General features: G+C 71.9%; 15 protein-coding genes and 1 pseudogene. 6 read left to right on the top strand and 10 right to left on the bottom strand.

The genetic code is table 11. The features are described 5' to 3' along the window. Positions 1 to 24: 24 nt before the first annotated feature. The 3 genes from ACQPXB_RS36565 to ACQPXB_RS36555 form a co-directional block, all read right to left on the bottom strand. Positions 25 to 210, bottom strand: a complete 186-nt coding sequence (locus ACQPXB_RS36565) for a DUF5302 domain-containing protein (RefSeq protein WP_285973648.1) — start codon at positions 208 to 210, stop codon at positions 25 to 27. A gap of 203 nt (positions 211 to 413) precedes the next feature. Further along, positions 414 to 842 carry a hypothetical protein gene (locus ACQPXB_RS36560; protein ID WP_386947841.1) on the bottom strand — a complete coding sequence of 143 codons (429 nt, stop codon included), beginning with the start codon at positions 840 to 842 and terminating at the stop codon, positions 414 to 416. A gap of 169 nt (positions 843 to 1,011) precedes the next feature. Then, the gene (locus ACQPXB_RS36555) at positions 1,012 to 1,896 is read right to left on the bottom strand and encodes an alpha/beta fold hydrolase (RefSeq protein ID WP_366587224.1); all 885 of its coding nucleotides are present in this window, start codon (positions 1,894 to 1,896) and stop codon (positions 1,012 to 1,014) included. A 67-nt stretch (positions 1,897 to 1,963) separates the two neighbouring features. Between ACQPXB_RS36555 and ACQPXB_RS36550 the strand changes: the two genes are divergently transcribed. Beyond that, complete coding sequence (locus ACQPXB_RS36550; RefSeq protein WP_366587226.1) at positions 1,964 to 2,692, top strand: TetR/AcrR family transcriptional regulator; 729 nt, start codon at positions 1,964 to 1,966, stop codon at positions 2,690 to 2,692. Between the two features lie 178 nt (positions 2,693 to 2,870). Here ACQPXB_RS36550 and ACQPXB_RS36545 read toward each other — a convergent pair whose 3' ends face one another. The 7 genes from ACQPXB_RS36545 to ACQPXB_RS36515 all read right to left on the bottom strand — a co-directional run bounded on the left by ACQPXB_RS36545 (position 2,871) and on the right by ACQPXB_RS36515 (position 10,805). After that, on the bottom strand, positions 2,871 to 3,503 hold the full coding sequence (locus ACQPXB_RS36545; protein ID WP_366587228.1) for a TetR/AcrR family transcriptional regulator: 633 nt from the start codon (positions 3,501 to 3,503) through the stop codon (positions 2,871 to 2,873). 113 nt (positions 3,504 to 3,616) lie between these two features. Continuing rightward, entirely contained in the window at positions 3,617 to 5,311 is a 1,695-nt protein-coding gene (locus ACQPXB_RS36540; protein WP_432846082.1) for a flavin monoamine oxidase family protein, read from the bottom strand. Further along, entirely contained in the window at positions 5,308 to 6,087 is a 780-nt protein-coding gene (locus ACQPXB_RS36535) for a carbon-nitrogen hydrolase family protein (RefSeq protein ID WP_432846081.1), read from the bottom strand. Before ACQPXB_RS36535 ends, ACQPXB_RS36540 begins: the two co-directional genes overlap by 4 nt. Continuing rightward, positions 6,084 to 7,505: an amino acid permease gene (locus ACQPXB_RS36530; protein WP_432846080.1), complete on the bottom strand. Its 1,422-nt coding sequence runs from the start codon at positions 7,503 to 7,505 to the stop codon at positions 6,084 to 6,086. The genes ACQPXB_RS36535 and ACQPXB_RS36530 overlap by 4 nt, the downstream gene beginning before the upstream one ends. 150 nt (positions 7,506 to 7,655) lie before the next feature. Beyond that, positions 7,656 to 9,002 carry a sensor histidine kinase gene (locus ACQPXB_RS36525; RefSeq protein WP_432846079.1) on the bottom strand — a complete coding sequence of 449 codons (1,347 nt, stop codon included), beginning with the start codon at positions 9,000 to 9,002 and terminating at the stop codon, positions 7,656 to 7,658. Positions 9,003 to 9,004: 2 nt separating this feature from the next. Next, a complete protein-coding gene (locus ACQPXB_RS36520; protein WP_366587240.1) occupies positions 9,005 to 9,688 on the bottom strand; it encodes a response regulator transcription factor in 684 nt (227 codons plus the stop codon). Positions 9,689 to 9,767: 79 nt separating this feature from the next. Next, a complete protein-coding gene (locus ACQPXB_RS36515) occupies positions 9,768 to 10,805 on the bottom strand; it encodes a LacI family DNA-binding transcriptional regulator (protein ID WP_432846078.1) in 1,038 nt (345 codons plus the stop codon). 37 nt (positions 10,806 to 10,842) lie between these two features. Here ACQPXB_RS36515 and pip point away from each other — a divergent pair. The 5 genes and pseudogenes from pip to ACQPXB_RS36490 form a co-directional block, all read left to right on the top strand. Further along, positions 10,843 to 11,781 (top strand): annotated as a pseudogene (gene pip / locus ACQPXB_RS36510) (prolyl aminopeptidase); the annotation flags it as partial. Positions 11,782 to 11,844: 63 nt separating this feature from the next. Then, complete coding sequence (locus ACQPXB_RS36505) at positions 11,845 to 12,249, top strand: nitroreductase family deazaflavin-dependent oxidoreductase (RefSeq protein WP_432856930.1); 405 nt, start codon at positions 11,845 to 11,847, stop codon at positions 12,247 to 12,249. A gap of 54 nt (positions 12,250 to 12,303) precedes the next feature. Beyond that, the gene (locus ACQPXB_RS36500) at positions 12,304 to 13,098 is read left to right on the top strand and encodes a lysophospholipid acyltransferase family protein (RefSeq protein ID WP_432846077.1); all 795 of its coding nucleotides are present in this window, start codon (positions 12,304 to 12,306) and stop codon (positions 13,096 to 13,098) included. Positions 13,099 to 13,150: 52 nt separating this feature from the next. Beyond that, on the top strand, positions 13,151 to 14,536 hold the full coding sequence (gene lpdA / locus ACQPXB_RS36495; protein WP_386947854.1) for a dihydrolipoyl dehydrogenase: 1,386 nt from the start codon (positions 13,151 to 13,153) through the stop codon (positions 14,534 to 14,536). 241 nt (positions 14,537 to 14,777) lie between these two features. Continuing rightward, positions 14,778 to 16,670: a S8 family peptidase gene (locus tag ACQPXB_RS36490; protein WP_432846076.1), complete on the top strand. Its 1,893-nt coding sequence runs from the start codon at positions 14,778 to 14,780 to the stop codon at positions 16,668 to 16,670. The last annotated feature ends 30 nt before the right edge of the window (positions 16,671 to 16,700 follow it).

Below are 16,700 nucleotides of genomic sequence, written 5' to 3'. Positions count from 1 at the left end.
GGGCCTTCGTCGGTGGGGTGACGCTCAGCCGCTCTTGCGGCGGAACGTGCGCTTGTTCGCGGCGGGCCCGTGGGCGTGCTGGTTCTTGCCGCCGCCGGTTTCGTGGGCGGAGCCCGAGCGGGCGTGGGCCTGCTTGCGCTCCAGCGCCTCGCGGAACTTGCGCTTGACGTCGTCCTCCTCGCCGCTGGGCGACGGTTGCGGATCACTCATGCTTACCTCCGAAGGTGACGACGTGTGACCGTCCCAGCCTGGCACCGCCGGGTGCCCGGCGCGAGTCGATTTCGACACACCGGGACCCGGTCACACCCGCACAGCCAACCACGCCCGACCAGCGCCGGACGCGCCGGTACCCCGTCCGGGAACGGCCAACGACGACGGGTTGGCCGCTCCGGACGGGGTACCGGCCGAGCCGATCAAGCGGAGGCTGCGTGATCGGCTCGCCGCTGTCCGGCGGATCGCGGCGAGGGGACGGACGCCACGAACCGGTGCGGCCGCGGGTGAACGCGGCGGCGGGCGCGGCCCGCCGCTGTCACCACGAGCCGAGACAGCAAGCCTGCGACGAGCACCGCGCCGAGCACGAGGGCGGCGCGGCCGCTCGCGGTGTCGAAGACGATCTGGCCTTCGCGGCCGAGGACGAAGCCGGAGTCGACGGCCCAGGCCACGACGGCGATCCCCGCCGCCGCGGCCGGGGTCGTGGCCGCAGCGGCGGCGACCACGACGAGCGCCAGCGGCACCAGCGCGTAGAGCGGGTGCGCGGTCGCCCCCGCGACGTCCGCCCCGATCGCGGCGGCCACCACGGCCGCGCAACCGAGCGGGAACCCGAAACCACCGGTGATGCGCATGGGTCCAGCTCAGCGCGCCCGCCCGCACCGCACGAGAGGCGCGGACGCTTTCCCTACAGCCCGCGCCGTCTTCTTGACATCTCCTTAACTGTGCCGAACGTTGCCGATCCGACCACAGTCACGGCCGAATGCCTTCGTGGCAACGGTTGCGTACCGCGCGGGGGTCGGCCTACTTTTGGCCGGATCGGCGACTGCGGCTCGCGGCGCGCACGATCGCGCCCACGATCTCCGGCCACAGCGGTTCGGGCAGGTCGTGGCCCATGCCGGGGAGGACCACGAGCTCGGCGTCGGGAATCGCGGCCGCGGTGGCCTTGCCGCCGCTGAGGTCGATCATCGGGTCCGAGTCGCCGTGCACGACCACCGTCGGCAGGCGCAGCGAGCGCAGCGCTTCCGTGCGGTCGCCCGAAGCGACGATGGCGGCGGCCTGGCGCAGCGTGCCCATCGGGTGCTGCGCGCGGTCGTAGCCCCGGGCCGCCTTGAACCGCAGGTGCTCGTCGGTCGCGGGGTACCCCGGCGAGCCGGTGGTGCGGTAGGACGCGATGCTCTGCTCGATGGCTTCTTCGCGCGTCGCCGCGGGTGGTCGCGTCAACGTGGCCAGCGCGGCGGGCGAGGTCTGCCCGACGGTCGGGTCGCCGGTCGTGGACATGATCGAGGTGAGGCTCAGCAGCCGGTCCGGGTGGTCGATGGCGAGCTGCTGCACGACCATCCCGCCCATCGACGCGCCCACCACGTGGGCCGTCGCGAAACCGAGCGCGTCGAACAGGCCGACGGTGTCGTCGGCGAGGTCCGAGAGCAGGTACGGCGCCGAGGCCTGCCCGGCTGCGATCCCCGCCAGGTCGGGCGCACCGAGGTCGTCGAGGTAGGCCGACAGGCCGATGTCGCGGTTGTCGAAGCGGACGACGAAGAAACCGTGGCTCGCGATCAGCTCGCAGAACCCGGTCTCCCAGGTCACCATCTGGGCGCCGAGGCCCATCACGAGCACCAGTGGCGGGTTCGCGGCGTCGCCGAAAGTGTCGTACTCGAGTTCGAGGCCGTTGGCCAGGGCACGGGGCATGCCCTGATCCTGCCCTAGATCCCCGAATCCTGGCACGGGCCGTCGTTGTCCGGATACGGTACATCGCATGCCGTCTTCGTCCTCGCGGGCCGGGAACCGCCCTCGCTCGCGCGCGGCGGCGGGACTGCCGGCCGTCACCGCCGAGAAGGTGATCGACGCGGCGGTCGCGCTGACCGCCGAGCGCGGCCTCGACAACTGGACGCTGCGCCAGCTCGCGGCGGCCGTGGACGCCTACCCGGCGGTGATCTACCACCACGTCGGCGACCGGGACGCGGTCGTGGCCGCGGTGCTCGACCGCGTCGTCGGCCTGCTGAGCCTGCCCGACGAAAACCTGCCGTGGCAGGACTGGTTCGCCGAGTTGCTGGCCGAGCTGCGCACGGTGCTGCGGGCCCACCCGGGCACCGCGCGGCGGCTGGTGCTGTTCGGGCCGTCGGTGTCGGCCGCGATCCGCACCATCGACCGCGGGGTCAGCGTGCTGCTCGCCGCGGGCTTCGGCGACGAGAGCGTGCTCGCCTACAACCTGCTCGTCGCCACGGCCTGCCAGTTCGTCGCGATGGAGGACGACCGCGACAGCACGCTCGCGTTGAGCCTGGACAACACCGAGGAGTACGCGACCTACCACGACCGCGCCGATCTGCCCGGCATGGCCGCGCAGGGCCGGGCGATGCGGGAGCTGCTGGCCGACCCGGAGCTGGCGGCCGGCTGGTGCGCCCGCCTGTACGACTACGCGGTGCGCCGTTGCGTGGACGGGCTGGCGCACCGCCTGGCCGAGCTCGAGGCCGAGCCACGCGCCTGATCGGGTGGCGGCAGCCTTCCGGCGTGGGCCGAACGTGTGACCACCCCGGTGGAATCCAGGGGAAACTGACACCGAACCCACGTCGACCAGGGGTAACGTGGAAAGCAGCCGGGGGTCGTGAGGCTTCCGGCCGGGGCCCCCGGCACTTTCCTCCCCCCTCGTGGTGCCGGGGGTTCCGTCATTCCCCGGGGACTTCGCCCTGGATCAGCGGGAACACCTCACCGATGAGCGTGACGAGCGATTTGCTCAGCAGCGTGTGCACCTGGTCGCGGCTCAGCGAGCCCCGCACGAGCCACTCGCGTCCGGCCGCCTTCACCATGCCGGCGAACGCCCGCACGGCCGCGTTCAGCTCCTCGCCGTGCTCGCTGTCGCGCGAGAGCCCGACGGCCTCCAGCACGCGGTCGGCCGACTCGCGGTCGGCCTGTTCGAGGATGCGGTCGACCTCCGCGTCGCGCCCGATGCCCTCCGGGGCGATCGCGGCGAGCCACGTCTTCTCCTGCGCGCGCACCATGTCGAGGAACCAGTCGATGGCGGCGTCGGCGCGCAGCTCGAGCGGGCCCTCGGGCAGGATCTCGATCGCGAGCCGCGGCACGGTCAGCGCGCGCCGCACGATTTCCAGGTACAGCTCGCGTTTCGTGCCGAAGTAGTGGTTGATCAACCCCCGCGCGACCCCGGCGGCCGCGGCGATGTCCGAAGTGGACACCGCCGAGTAGGGCCGTTCGCCGAACAGGCGCGCCGCGCAGGCGTAGATCTGCTCTCTGCGCTCGTCCGGTTCCAGTCTCCGCCACTTCGGCGCCGGCTCCGTATTCATGAGTAATATTTTCGCATGATCGGTTCAGTGGGGCCGACCGATCTCCGGCGGTGTCGCGCCCGGGCGACACCATCGGTTGGCTACCGCCGGGTACGGGTTGACGGGCCGCGGGGTCAGTCGGGCAGCTCGATCGGGGCCAGGTCGTCGAACAGGTCACCGGGGCCGGGGTTGGCCGGCGCTGACTCGCCGCCGAAGTGGTGCTGGACGCCCCACACCGCGTTGAGCGCCGTCTGCACCGCGCCCTCGGCCCAGCCCGCGGTCCACGAGACGTCGTCTCCGGCGAGGAACAGCCCGCGGTACCGCTCGGGCAGGTTGTCCTGCTTGAAGTGCGTGAACAGGCGGTGCTGGTAGCGGTAGTGGCCGGGCAGGTTCGCCTTGAACGCACCCATGAAGTGCGGTTCGGCCTCCCACGACACGGTCACCGGGTCGCCCACGAGGTGCTTGCGCACGTCGACGCCGGGGTAGATCTCGCGCAGCGACTGCAGCATCACCTCCACGCGTTCGGACACGCTCAGCGGCAGCCATTTCAGCGAATCGTCGGCCCACGTGTAGGAAAGGCAGATCACGGCGGGTTTGTCCGGGTCATCGCCGAGCAGGTAGGTGCCGCGCGGCATCCGGTCGGTCAGCGTCATGCTCATCGTGTCGCGCCCGGTCACGGGGTCGCGGTCGAGCCAGAACGGCCGGTCCACGGGCACGAAGACCTTCGAGGACTCCATGTAGTGCGTGCGCTCGATGGCCGTCCAGTGGTCGATCGGGAACAGCGCCTCGTCGCATTCGATCTTGGACAGCAGCATCCAGCTCTGCGCGGTGAACACCGCGGCGCGGAAGGTGCGGATGTGCCCGGACGCGTCGGTGACGGTCACGTTGTTCGGCGCGGTGCGGTGCAGCCGCGTGACACCGGGGCGCGGCCGGCCGCCCTCGTGCAGCGCCGCGAGACTGGTGCCGGCGGGCCAGTGCGCGAGCGTTTCCGGTGCGTGGTCCCACAATCGCACGGGCAGCTGCCTGCTGCCGCCGGTGATGCTGCGGTGCTCGTCGTCGGCGCCGGTGTAGACGACGCGCAGGATCTCCAGGATCGAGTTGGGGAAATCGGTGTCCCAGCCGCCCGTGCCGAAGCCGACCTGGCCGAAGATCTCGCGGTGGCGGAACGACGCGAACGCGGGCGAGTCGCACAGGAACCCGTAGAAGGTCTGGTTGTCGAGGCGGGGCACGAGCTCGTTCCAGATCCGCTTCACGGTTTTCGCGTCGCGGTCGCGGATCGCGGTCTGCATCTCGGCGAAGGACGCGTGCTCGTCAAGCGTGCGCTGCCACGCCTTCGCGACTTCGCCGAACACGAGCGGCAGGTCGTCCTGCGTGCGCGCGTAATGGCTCCGCCCCTTGAGGTCCACGACGGTGCTCGGCGTCGCGGGCGCGAGCGGGTTCGGGAACGGCGAGGTCTGCAGCCCCACCTTGTCGATGTAGTGGAACAACGCGGTCGACGCCGGTGGGAAGCGCATGGCCCCCATCTCGGCGACGACGTCGTCGGGCAGGCCGGGGAAGCGGTGCGTGCGCAGGCGTCCGCCCAGCTCGGCGATCTCGTACACGACCGGCCGCAGCCCGAGCTTCATGAGCTCGTAGGCCGTGACGACGCCCGACAGCCCGCCGCCGATCACCGCGACCTCGGTGCCGTGGTGCTCGGCCGGCACGGTCCCGAGGCCGGCGGGGTGAGTGAGGTAGTCGTCGTAGGCGAACGGGAAGTCGGGGCCGAACATGGTGATCGGGCGCCCGGGCGGATCGTCCGTGGGGATCGCGGTCGGGACGGCGGAGGTCATGCCTGGGGTCCTTCTTCGGTCAGGGATCGGTACAACGCGGGCCGGCGGTCGGCCAGGTAGGTGTTCTCGGTGCGGGCCCGCGCGAGCACGGCCGGGTCGACGTCGGCGAAGATCAGCTCGGGTCCTTCGCCCGCCGCCGTCACCGTGCCGTCGGGCGCGGCGACGGTCGAGTGGCCGCAGTAGGACAGCTCGCCCTCGGTGTCACAGCGGTTCGCGTACACGACATACAGCTGGCTTTCGTGCGCCCGGATGGGGACGAGCGCGTCGGCGACCCGCTCGTACGGCCGCATCAAAGCGGTCGGCACGAGCAGCAACTGGGTGCCGGCGAGGGCGTGCGCACGTACCGGCTCGGGAAACTCCACGTCGTAGCAGATGAGCAGGCCCACGCGCAGCCCGCCGAGGTCCGCCTGCACCACCAGGTCCGCGCCCGGGGAGAACTGGCTGTGGTCGATCTCGCCGTAGAGGTGCGTCTTGCGGTAGTTCGCGAGCCGGTCCCCTTGCGCCGACAGCAGTTGCGCGGAGTTGTACACGGTGTCGCCGTCGCGTTCGGGGTAGCCGTAGACCAGTGCCACACCATGCGCACGAGCGAGCATGCCCAGCTCCTGCGCCAGCGGTCCGTCGGCGGGCTCGGCGCGCTCGGCGACCGCGGCGGCGCCGATCGCGTACCCCGTGGTGATCATCTCCGCGGTGACCACGAGCGCGGCCCCGCCTTCGGCCGCGGCGGCGAGTGCGGCCGGCAGTTCCTCGTACGGCCCCTGGTGGACGGCGACGATCATTTCGCCGCCGCCAGCCGCGAACGCCGGATGCCGTACCCGAAGTACAGCACCAGCCCGAGCAGCATCCAGCCGCCGAACACGACCCACGTGGCGCCGTCGAGGCTGAACATCATGTACGCGCAGCAGAGCACACCGAGGATCGGCGTGACGGGGGAGAACGGCACGCGGAACGTGCGCGCGTCGTCGGGGCGGCGCCGGCGCAGCACGAGCACGGCGATGTTGACCAGGCCGAACGCGAAGAGCGTGCCGATGCTGGTCGCGTCGGCGAGCTTGCCCAGCGGCACGAACGCGGCGAGCACGGCGACGAACGCCGACACCACCAGGGTGTTCGTGCGCGGCACGCCGGTCCTCGGGTGCACTGTGGACAGTGCCTGGGGCACGAGCCCGTCGCGCGACATGGCGAACAGGATGCGCGTCTGTCCGTAGAGGACGGTCAGCACGACGCTGGAGATCGCCACGATGGCGCCGACGGCGAGGACACCGGCCCAGAACGGGCTGTCCAGCACCGAGGTCAGCACGTGGGACAGGGCCGCCTGCTGGTCGTCGAACTGCTGCCACGGCAGGGCGCCGACGGCCGCGACGGCCACCAGGCAGTAGAGCACCGTCACGATGCCGAGCGAGAGCAGGATCGCGCGCGGCAGGTCGCGCTGCGGGTTGCGGGCCTCCTCACCGGCGGTCGACGCGGCGTCGAACCCGATGTAGGAGAAGAACAACTTCGCGCCGCCCGCGCTCATGCCCGCGAGGCCCAGCGGCAGGAACGGCGTGAAGTTCTTGGCCTGCACCGCGGTGAACGCGATGGCGCAGAACAGGACCAGCGTCGCGATCTTCACCCCGACCATGATCGCGTTGGCCCGCGCGCTCTCCTTCGCGCCCGAGAGCAGCAGCACCATCGCCAGCAGCACGACGACGATCGCGGGCACGTTCACCAGCCCGCCGTCGCCGGGCGGGCCGCTGATCGACTCCGGCAGCGCGAACCCGAACGCCAGCTGCAGCAGCTCGTTGACGTACTGGCCCCAGCCGACGGCCACCGACGCCACGGACACGCCGTACTCCAGGATCAGGCACCAGCCGCAGACCCACGCCACCAGCTCGCCGAGCGTGGCGTACGCGTAGGAGTACGACGAGCCCGACAGCGGGATCATGCCGGCGAGCTCGGCGTAGGACAGCGCGGAGAACAGCGCCGTGACCCCGGCGAGCACGAACGAGAGCACCACGGCGGGTCCGGCCACCGGCACGGCCTCGCCGAGCACCACGAAGATGCCGCTGCCCAGCGTCGCGCCGATCGACAGCATCGTGAGCTGGCCCAGGCCGAGCGAGCGTTTCAACGGCCCGTGGCCGGCTTCGGCCACCAGGTCCGCGACCGGTTTGCGGCGCCCCAGCGCCGTGCCGAGCCGTACGCGGGTCGGGGTGGACGTCACCTGGCTACTCCTCGTCGTCGAGGCTGCGATGAAGATCGGGCGCGAGCCACGGTATCGAGCGAAGTGTGCCCCGAAAACTGGAGAACGTTGCGCGTTCGGATGAGATCTGGGTGTTTCATTGCACTTTCGCGGTCGGAAACGGTGATCTGTTCACTCCGCGACGGCGGGCGACGCTTCAGCCGGCCGGGCCGGTTCAGCGGGCTCGACCGGGGTGGCGGGCCGCGCCGGGTCGTCACTCGCGGGCAGCAGCAGCGTGAACGTCGGCGGGTGCGGGCACGAGAGCCGCAGCCGCCCGCCGTCGGCCTCGGCCAGGCTGCGGGCCAGCCGCAGCCCGATGCCGTGTCCGGGCGGAGCGGCCCGGGCCAGGGCGAACGGATCGGTGTCGCCGAGGTCCGGGCCGTCGTCGGCCACGTCGATCGCGAGCGCGCCACCCGCGTCGCGCGCGACGACGGTGACCGGCCCGCGGCCGTGGGTAGTCGCGTTGTCCAGCAGCACGGCGAGCACTTGTCGCACGGCCGCCGCCGAAGCCCGGACGGTGGGCGGGTCCTGGACTTCGACGCGGAGCCCGCGGCCGTTGAGCAGCGGAACGCCGGCGTCGCGCAGCTCGGCGAGTATCCCCGCGAGGTCGAGCTCCGCGCGTGGTGCGCTGCGTTCGCGGGACAACGCGAGCAGGTCGTCGATGGTGCGCTCGAGCCGGTCGGCCGAGTCGACACCGGCGCGGATCGCCTCGTACGGGTCGAGCCCGGGCGTCTCCAGCGCGGCCTCCAGCTGCAACCGCAGGCCGGCCAGCGGCGTGCGCAGCTGGTGCGACGCCTCGGCCGAGAACGCGCGTTCGCGATCGAGCGTCTCGCCGATGCGCTCCGCGGTCACGTCCAGTGCCGTGCCGACCCGGTCGATCTCGGTGATGCCGGCGCGCGGGCTGCGAGCCGTGAAGTCGCCGTCGCCGAGCCGGGCCGCGGCCGACGACAGCTCCTCCAGCGGGCTCGACAGCCGGGCCGCGATGCGCCGCGCGATGAGCCAGCTCGCGGCGACGGCCGCGACGCCGAACCCGACCATCCCGAGCCAGGTCAGGCCGACGCGGCGCAGGAGCACGTCGTGCGGCATCGCGGCGCGGACCACCCCCGCGAGCCGCGCGCCGTCCATCACCGGCACCGCCAGCACATCCTCGCCGTCGACCGGTCCGGACGCCACGTCGACGTCCGCCGCGGACACCTGGCTCACCACCGCGTCGGCGGTGTCCGGGCCCGTGCCGGAGACCAGCCGTCCCTGCGGGTCGTAGATCCCGACGGTCGCGCTGCCCTGCACGGGCTGGCGGGGCACGCGCCCGGCGGCGAGCGCGTCGGACACCTCCAAGGCCGTGCCGTCGGCGGCGCGTTCGAGCTCGGAGCCGGTGTTCTCCCGGAAGTACCACAGCGCCGCGACGGCCAGCGGCAGCCCGAACAGCACGGTGGCCACCACGGCGGCGAGCACCGTGAGCGTGACGATCCGGCGGCGCACGCTCAGGCCTCTTCCAGGCGGTAGCCGTGCCCGCGCAGGGTGGCGATCCGGGGCACGTCCGCCGGCTCGGGCGCGGCGTCGGCGAGCTTGCGCCGCAACGCGGCGATGTGGACGTCGAGCGTTTTGGTGGAGCCGTGCGTGTTCGCGTCCCAGACGTCGGCCATCAGCCGCTCCCGGCTCACCGCCACGCCAGGTTGTTCGGCGAGGCGGGCCAGCAGGTCGAACTCCCGCGCCCGCAGGTCGACCTCCTGCCCGCCGACGATCGCCCGGCGGCTCGCCGGGTCGACCACGAGCGAGCCGACGGTGACGACCGGCACGGCGGGGTTCGCGGGCGCGCCGCGGCGCAGGTGCGCGCGCACGCGGGCCAGCAGCTCGCCGAGGCGGATGGGTTTGGTGAGGTAGTCGTCGGCACCCGCGTCGAGGCCCACGACCACGTCCATCTCGTCGGCCCGCGCGGTGAGGATCACGACCACGGCGCCCGGCATGCTCGTGCGCAGGCGGCGGCAGACGTCGACGCCGTCGAGGTCGGGCAGGCCCAGGTCGAGCAGCACGAGCTCGGCGCCGGCCTCGTTCAGGGCGCTGCGGCCGTCGCGGCACCAGCGCACTTCGTGACCGTGGCGCGCGAGCGACGACTCCAGGACGCCGCCGATCGTCAGGTCGTCCTCCACCACCAGCACCTTGGCCACGGGAGCAGCCTAACCAACACCCCGGCCGGACCGGGCCGGAAAATCCGCGGCGGCGCTTTTCGTCTACATAGGACAGTGCTCAGCGCCGCGGGCGCGCGGTGCTCTCGCGCAGCACGACCTCGGCGTTGACGCGGACCGTGCGGGCCCGCGTGCCCGACCCCTTGAGCGCCAGGTCCATCGCGCGTTCGCCCAGCTGTTCCAGGGGAAGCGCGACCGTGGTGAGCGCCGGAGTGAGGTCCCGGACCACGGGGATGTTGTCGAAACCGGCCACGGAGATCTCGCCCGGCACGGCGACGCCGGCCTCGCGCAACGCGGCCAGCGCACCGATCGCCATCAGGTCTGTGACCGCGAACACGCACGTCGGGCGCTTCCGCTTCGGGCGCTCCAGAAGCCGCTTCGCCGCGTCGTAGCCGCCGTCGCGGGTGAACTCGGTCTCGAGGACGTCTTCGTCGGACAGCGGCAGGCCGTGGGCGGCGAGCTCCTCGGCGAACCCGTCGAGCCGGTCGCACACCGTGGTGAGCCGCATCGGGCCGGCCAGCACGGCGAAGCGCTTGTGCCCCAGCCCGACCAGCGCCTTCGCGAGGGCGGCCGCGCCGCCGCGATTGTCGGGCTGCACGGTGTCCACTTTGAGCCCGCGGTGCCGGCTGACGGCCGCGACCTGGCCGCCGCCGCGGCGGTACGGGTCGAGCTCCGCCGCCATCGCGCGTTCCCAGGTGCGGTCCTCGAACGCCGACCCGATCAGCACGATCGCCGACGCCCGCTGCGCCCGCAGCGCCGAGACGTACGCCACTTCGCGGTCGGGGTCGCGGAAGGTGTCGGCGAGCATCACGAGCAGGCCGTTGCCGTTGGCCACCTTCATGACCCCGCCGGCGACCGCGGAGAAGTACGGATCGGACACATCGTGACAGATCACCCCGACCGTCCGATGTGTCCCTCCGGCGAGTGCCTGCGCGTGTGCGTTCGGTGCGTACGCGAGCTCGGCCGCGGCCGACATCACGCGGTCGCGCAGGTCCGTGCGGACGGACGCGGTGCCGTTGAGCACCCGCGAAGCCGTGGCGAGTGACACGTCGGCGCTTTGTGCCACGTCCGCCAGCGTCACGTGCGGCCCGGACTTCATCGCTCCTCCATGGTGGTTCCTCGGGCATAGTGGCCCCATGCTCGGTCTGTACCCGGAAATCGAACCCTACGACCACGGGATGCTGCCGGTGGGCGATGGCAACGTAATCTACTGGGAGGAGTGCGGGAACCCCGCGGGCAAGCCGGTCGCGTTCCTGCACGGCGGTCCCGGTGGCGGCGCGTCGGCGCGGCACCGGCGGCTGTTCGACCCCGAGCGGTACCGGATCCTGCTCTTCGACCAGCGCGGTTGCGGCCGCAGCACACCCCACGGCAGCACGGCCGAGGCGGACCTGTCGGTGAACACCACCTGGCACCTGGTCGCCGACATGGAGCTCCTGCGCGAGGATCGCGGCATCGACCGGTGGCAGCTGTTCGGGGGCTCTTGGGGCAGCGTGCTTGCCCTCGCGTACGCGGAGCAGTACCCGCACCGGGTCAGCGAGCTCGTGTTGCGCGGGGTGGCGACACTGCGGGTGAAAGAGATCCAGTGGCTTTTCGGCGGCGGCGCCGCGTGCTTGTTCCCGGAGGCGTGGTCGCGGTTCCTCGCGCCCGTGCCGTACGCGCGCCGCAGCGACAACCTGCTCGAGGTCTACCACGAGCTGCTGCACCACCCGGACCCCGAAGTCCACGGACCGGCGGCGGTCGCGTGGAGCCGGTGGGAGGGCGAGACGGTGAAGTTCACGCCGCAGGAGGAAGTGGTTTCGGCGTTCACCGAACCGGAGTTCGCGCTCGCCATCGCGCGCATCGAGAACCACTACTTCCGCCACGGCGGTTGGCTGGCCGAGGACCAGCTCATCCGCGAGGCCGGGAAGCTCGCGGGCATCCCGTGCGTTCTCGTCCAGGGAAGGTACGACGTGGTCACTCCCGCCACCACGGCGTGGGAGCTGGCGCAGGTACTGCCCGGTGCGGAGCTGAAGATGATCTCCGACGCCGGGCACGCCTTCGACGAACCCCGGACCTTGCACGAGCTGATCAGCACGACGGACCGGTTCGCGGCAGGCTGGGCCGAGCACGAGATCGACGAGCCGAGAGGAATCACACGGATGCTTTACGGTGACGAGCACGTCCGCCGCTACGAGGAGACCGACGGCGAGGTCGGCCACGAGTGGCAGCCCGGTGTGCCGACCCTGGTCCTGACGACCAAGGGCCGCAAGTCCGGTGAGGACCGCAAGTTCGCGCTCATCTACCAGGAGGTGGACGGCAACCCCGTCATCGTCGCCTCGAAGGGCGGCGCGCCGGCGCACCCGGGCTGGTACCTCAACCTGCAGGCCAACCCGGAGGCTCGCGTCCAGGTGCTGGCCGACAAGTTCACCGCCCGCGCCCGCACGGTCTCCGGCGAGGAACGCGCCCGGCTGTGGGACAAGCTCGCCTCGGTGTGGCCGGACTACAACGAATACGCGAAGAAGACCGACCGCGAGATCCCCGTGGTGGTCCTCGAGCGGGTGTGATCCGCGCCGCGTCCGGGACCCGGGGTCACCGAGCCGGGTGGTCTTCGGCTACGAATGACGCTCATGGCCCTGCGAAACCGGTCGCGCGACCGCTGGATCCCGCTCGAACACGAGGGGGAGCTGCTCACCTTCCGTCAGATGGAGGCCTACGGCCGGCGCTTCGCCCGCGCCGGCCGCGGGGCCTGGTACAGCTTCGCGATCGAGGTGGTCTGGCAGTTCCTGGTGCTGTTCAGCCGCTTCCGGGTGCGCGGCGCGCGCCACATCCCGGCTTCGGGCGGGGTGCTCGTGGCGTCGAACCACCTGTCGTTCGCCGACCCGACCACGCTCACGGCGTTCTGCCTCGCCGCCGGCCGGGTGCCGCGGTACCTGGCCAAGTCGAGCCTGTGGGACCTGCCGGTGGTCGGTTCGGTGATGCGGTCCGGGCAGCACATCCCGGTGTACCGCGGCGCGCCGACGGCCGCGGGGGCCTACCGCGACGCCGTGAAGGCGGTGGAAGCCGGCGAGTGCGTGACGATCTTCCCGGAGGCCACGTTCTCGGCCGACCCGGACGGCTGGCCGATGAAGGGCAAGACCGGCGTCGCGCGGATCGCGCTGGAGACCGGCGTGCCCGTGGTACCCGTCGCGAACTGGGGCACGCACCACCTGCTGCCCGCCGGAGCCTGGTTCCCGCACGGGATCCCGCGCAAGACCGTCGAGCTCGTGGCGGGCCCGCCGGTGGACCTATCGGATCTTCGGAACGGCGAGCCGACCCGTGAGGTGCTCGAAGAGGCGACCGCCCGGGTCATGCGTGCGGTGACGGATCTGCTGGCCGGGATCCGCGGTGAAGAGCCGCCCGGCGACGGTGCGTGAGGCGAGCACCGTCACCCCGCCCCGCCAGCCGGTTCGGGGTAATTTGGACGGTATGAGTGCACACTATGACGTCGTGGTCCTGGGGGCCGGGGTCGGCGGCTACGTGGCCGCCATTCGCGCCACACAGCTCGGTCTGAGCGCGGCGGTCGTCGAGGAGAAGTACTGGGGCGGGGTGTGCCTCAACGTCGGCTGCATCCCGTCGAAGGCGCTGCTGCGCAACGCCGAGCTGGCGCACACGGTGAAGGAAGAAGCCGCCACCTATGGCATCTCCTCCGACGGCGAGATCCGCTTCGACTACTCGGCCGCCTACGAGCGCAGCCGCAAGGTCGCGGACGGCCGCGTCAAGGGCGTGCACTTCCTGATGAAGAAGAACAAGATCACGGAGTACGACGGCCACGGCACGTTCGTCGACGACCACACCCTCGAGGTCAACGGCGAGCGGATCACGTTCGACAACTGCATCATCGCGACCGGCGCCACGGCGCGCCTGCTGCCCGGTACCTCCCGCAGCGACCGCGTGGTCACCTACGAACAGCAGATCCTCGAGAGCGAGGTGCCCGAGAGCATCGTGATCGCGGGCGCCGGCGCGATCGGCGTGGAGTTCGCGTACGTGCTGCGCAACTACGGCGTGGACGTGACCATCGTCGAGTTCCTCGACCGGATGGTGCCGCTGGAGGACGCCGAGGTGTCGGCGGAGCTGGCCAAGCGCTACCGCAAGCTCGGCATCAAGGTGCTCACCGGCACGAAGGTCGAAGCCATCGACGATTCGGGCGCGAAGGTTCGCGTCACGGTGTCGAAGGACGGCAAGCAGGACGTGCTGGAGGCCGACAAGGTCCTGCAGGCCATCGGCTTCGCGCCCAACGTGAAGGGCTACGGCCTGGAGAACACCGGCGTCGAGCTGACCGAGCGCGGCGCCATCGCGGTGGACGGCCGCGGCCGCACCAACGTGCCGCACCTGTTCGCCATCGGCGACGTGACGGCGAAGCTGATGCTGGCGCACGCGTCGGAGTCCATGGGCATCGTGGCGGCCGAGACGATCGCCGGCGCGGAGACCATGGAGCTCGACTTCGTCATGATCCCGCGCGCGACCTACTGCCAGCCGCAGATCGCCAGCTTCGGCTGGACCGAGGCCCAGGCCCGCGAAAAGGGCTACGACGTGCAGGTCGCCAAGTTCCCCTTCACGGCCAACGGCAAGGCCCAGGGCCTCGGCGACGCCGGCGGCTTCGTCAAGATCCTCAGCGACGCCAAGTACGGCGAGCTGCTCGGCGCGCACCTCATCGGCCCGGACGTGACCGAGCTGCTGCCCGAGCTCACGCTGGCCCAGCAGTGGGACCTGACCGTGCACGAGGTCGCCCGCAACGTCCACGCCCACCCGACCCTGGGCGAGGCCGTGAAGGAAGCCATCCACGGGCTGGCCGGGCACATGATCAACTTCTGAGTTCTTCCCGCCACGGCGCCGGATCGTCCACTGCGGACGGTCCGGCGCCGTCGTCCGTGGGTTCATCACCCGTTCGCCCGGCGTCGGTCCACGAGCGGGGGACAGGCCGCTACGCTGACCGCCGGGTCCACGGAGTGGACACACCGGACGTTTCAAACTTTTGTCGGTGTACTGCGCGGTGGTGACTCCCTAGATTCGTCTGACTACCGCCGGTGGAGCGGGCGAGGCAGGGAGAGAGTCGATGCGGGGATTCAGCCGGGCCGCCACTCGGTCGGTGCCGTTGGCGGTGGGGGTGGTGCTGCTGGGCGCCGGTGTGGCGAGCGCGCAGCCGTCCGCGGCCGACGTGGTCGCGCAGCGCACCGAGGCCGGCATCAGCGCGTTGCAGGGCATCAAGAAGTCGCTGACGCCCGCGGAGCGCAAGCAGGACAGCCGGCTGGTGATCGAGAAGCGCCTGCGGGCCGACCACGCGCTCGCGGCGCTGCTGCCCGAGTACCGCACGGGCTTGCCCGTGGCGAACAGCGGCGCGGTCTCCGTCGACATCACCGGCGCCGCCGGGACCGCCGTGGCCCAGGCCGTGCGCGCGGCCGGGGGAACCGTCCGCTACGCCTCGCCGGACGGCGCGGTGCGCGCGGACCTGCCGCTCGCCGCCGTGGACAAGATCGCGGCGCGCGGGGACGTGGCCGCCGTCGCGCCGGCCGCGCAGGCGATGACGTGGCGTGAGCAGGACCCGCGCCGGGAGCTCGTGGCGCGAGCCGTGACGCAGGTGTCCGAAGGGGACAAGGCGCACGGCGCCGACACCGCCCGCGCCCAGTACGGCGTGACCGGCTCCGGCATCAAGGTCTGCGTGCTGTCCGACGGTGTCAACTCGCTGTCGAAGTCGCAGGCCGCGGGCGAGCTGCCGGCCGTCGACGTGCTGGCGGGCCAGGCCGGCAGCGGCGACGAGGGCACGGCGATGCTGGAGATCGTCCACGACCTCGCGCCCGGCGCCACGCTCGGTTTCGCCACGGCGTTCACCAGCGAAGCGAGCTTCGCCGCCAACATCCGCGCCCTGCGCACCACCGGCCACTGCACGGTGATCGTCGACGACGTCGCCTACTTCGACGAGTCGCCGTTCCAGGACACGCAGGTCGCGCAGGCGGTCAACGACGTCACCGCCGCGGGCGCGCTGTACTTCTCGTCCGCAGGCAACTCCGGCAACCTCACCGACGGCACCAGCGGCTACTACGAGGGCGACTTCCGCGCCTCGGCCACCACGCTGCCGGGCATCAGCGGCACACCGCACGACTTCGACCCGGGCTCCGCGGTGCAGACCTCCGACCCGCTGTCGGCGGGTTCGCTCGGCAAGCCCGTCACGCTGTTCTGGTCGGACCCGTGGGGCCGGTCGGGCAATGACTACGACCTGTTCATCCTCAACGCGTCCGGCAGCGTCGTGGCTTCCAGCGACAATCCGCAGACCGGCTCGCAGAACCCGTACGAGATCGCCTCGGTGCCGACCACGGGCTCGGGCTACCGCGTGGCCGTGGTCAAGTACAGCGGCGCCGACCGGTTCCTCGCGCTCAACGTGATCCGTGGCCGGTTCGTGGGCTCCGGTTCGCTCAAGGCGTTCAGCACGGCGGGCGTCACCTCGGGCCACTCGGCCGCGGCCGCGGCGTTCAGCGTGGCGGCGGCCCCGGCGGCGACGGCGTTCGGCCGTCCACTCGAGACCGGTGACCCGGCGAACCCGGCCGGCCCGTACCCGGGCCGGTTCACCGCGGCGAGCAAGTGGGAACGCTTCACCTCCGACGGGCAGCGCCACCTGTTCTTCAACCCCGACGGCACCGAGCTCACCCCGGGCAACGTCTCCTCGACGGGCGGCGCCACGCGGGCCAAGCCGGACATCACCGCGGCCGACGGCGTCGCCACCTCCGTGGCCGGCTTCCAGCCGTTCTACGGCACGTCCGCGGCCGCCCCGCACGCGGCGGCGATCGCGGCGCTGCTGCTGTCGGGCAAGCCCACCGCGACGCCCGCGGAGATCCGCTCGGCCCTGGTGGCGAGCGCGATCGACCTGGGCGCGCCCGGGTACGACCCGGTGACGGGCGCCGGCGTGATCATGGCGGGCCCGGCGCTGGCGGCGCTGGGCGTGCCGCAGAGCTAGTGCGGTTGCGGCGGCCCCGGGCAGCTCGGG

Source organism: Amycolatopsis sp. CA-161197 (assembly GCF_050942255.1).
Lineage (GTDB): Bacteria > Actinomycetota > Actinomycetes > Mycobacteriales > Pseudonocardiaceae > Amycolatopsis.
This window is presented reverse-complemented; position numbering and strand designations above follow the sequence as displayed.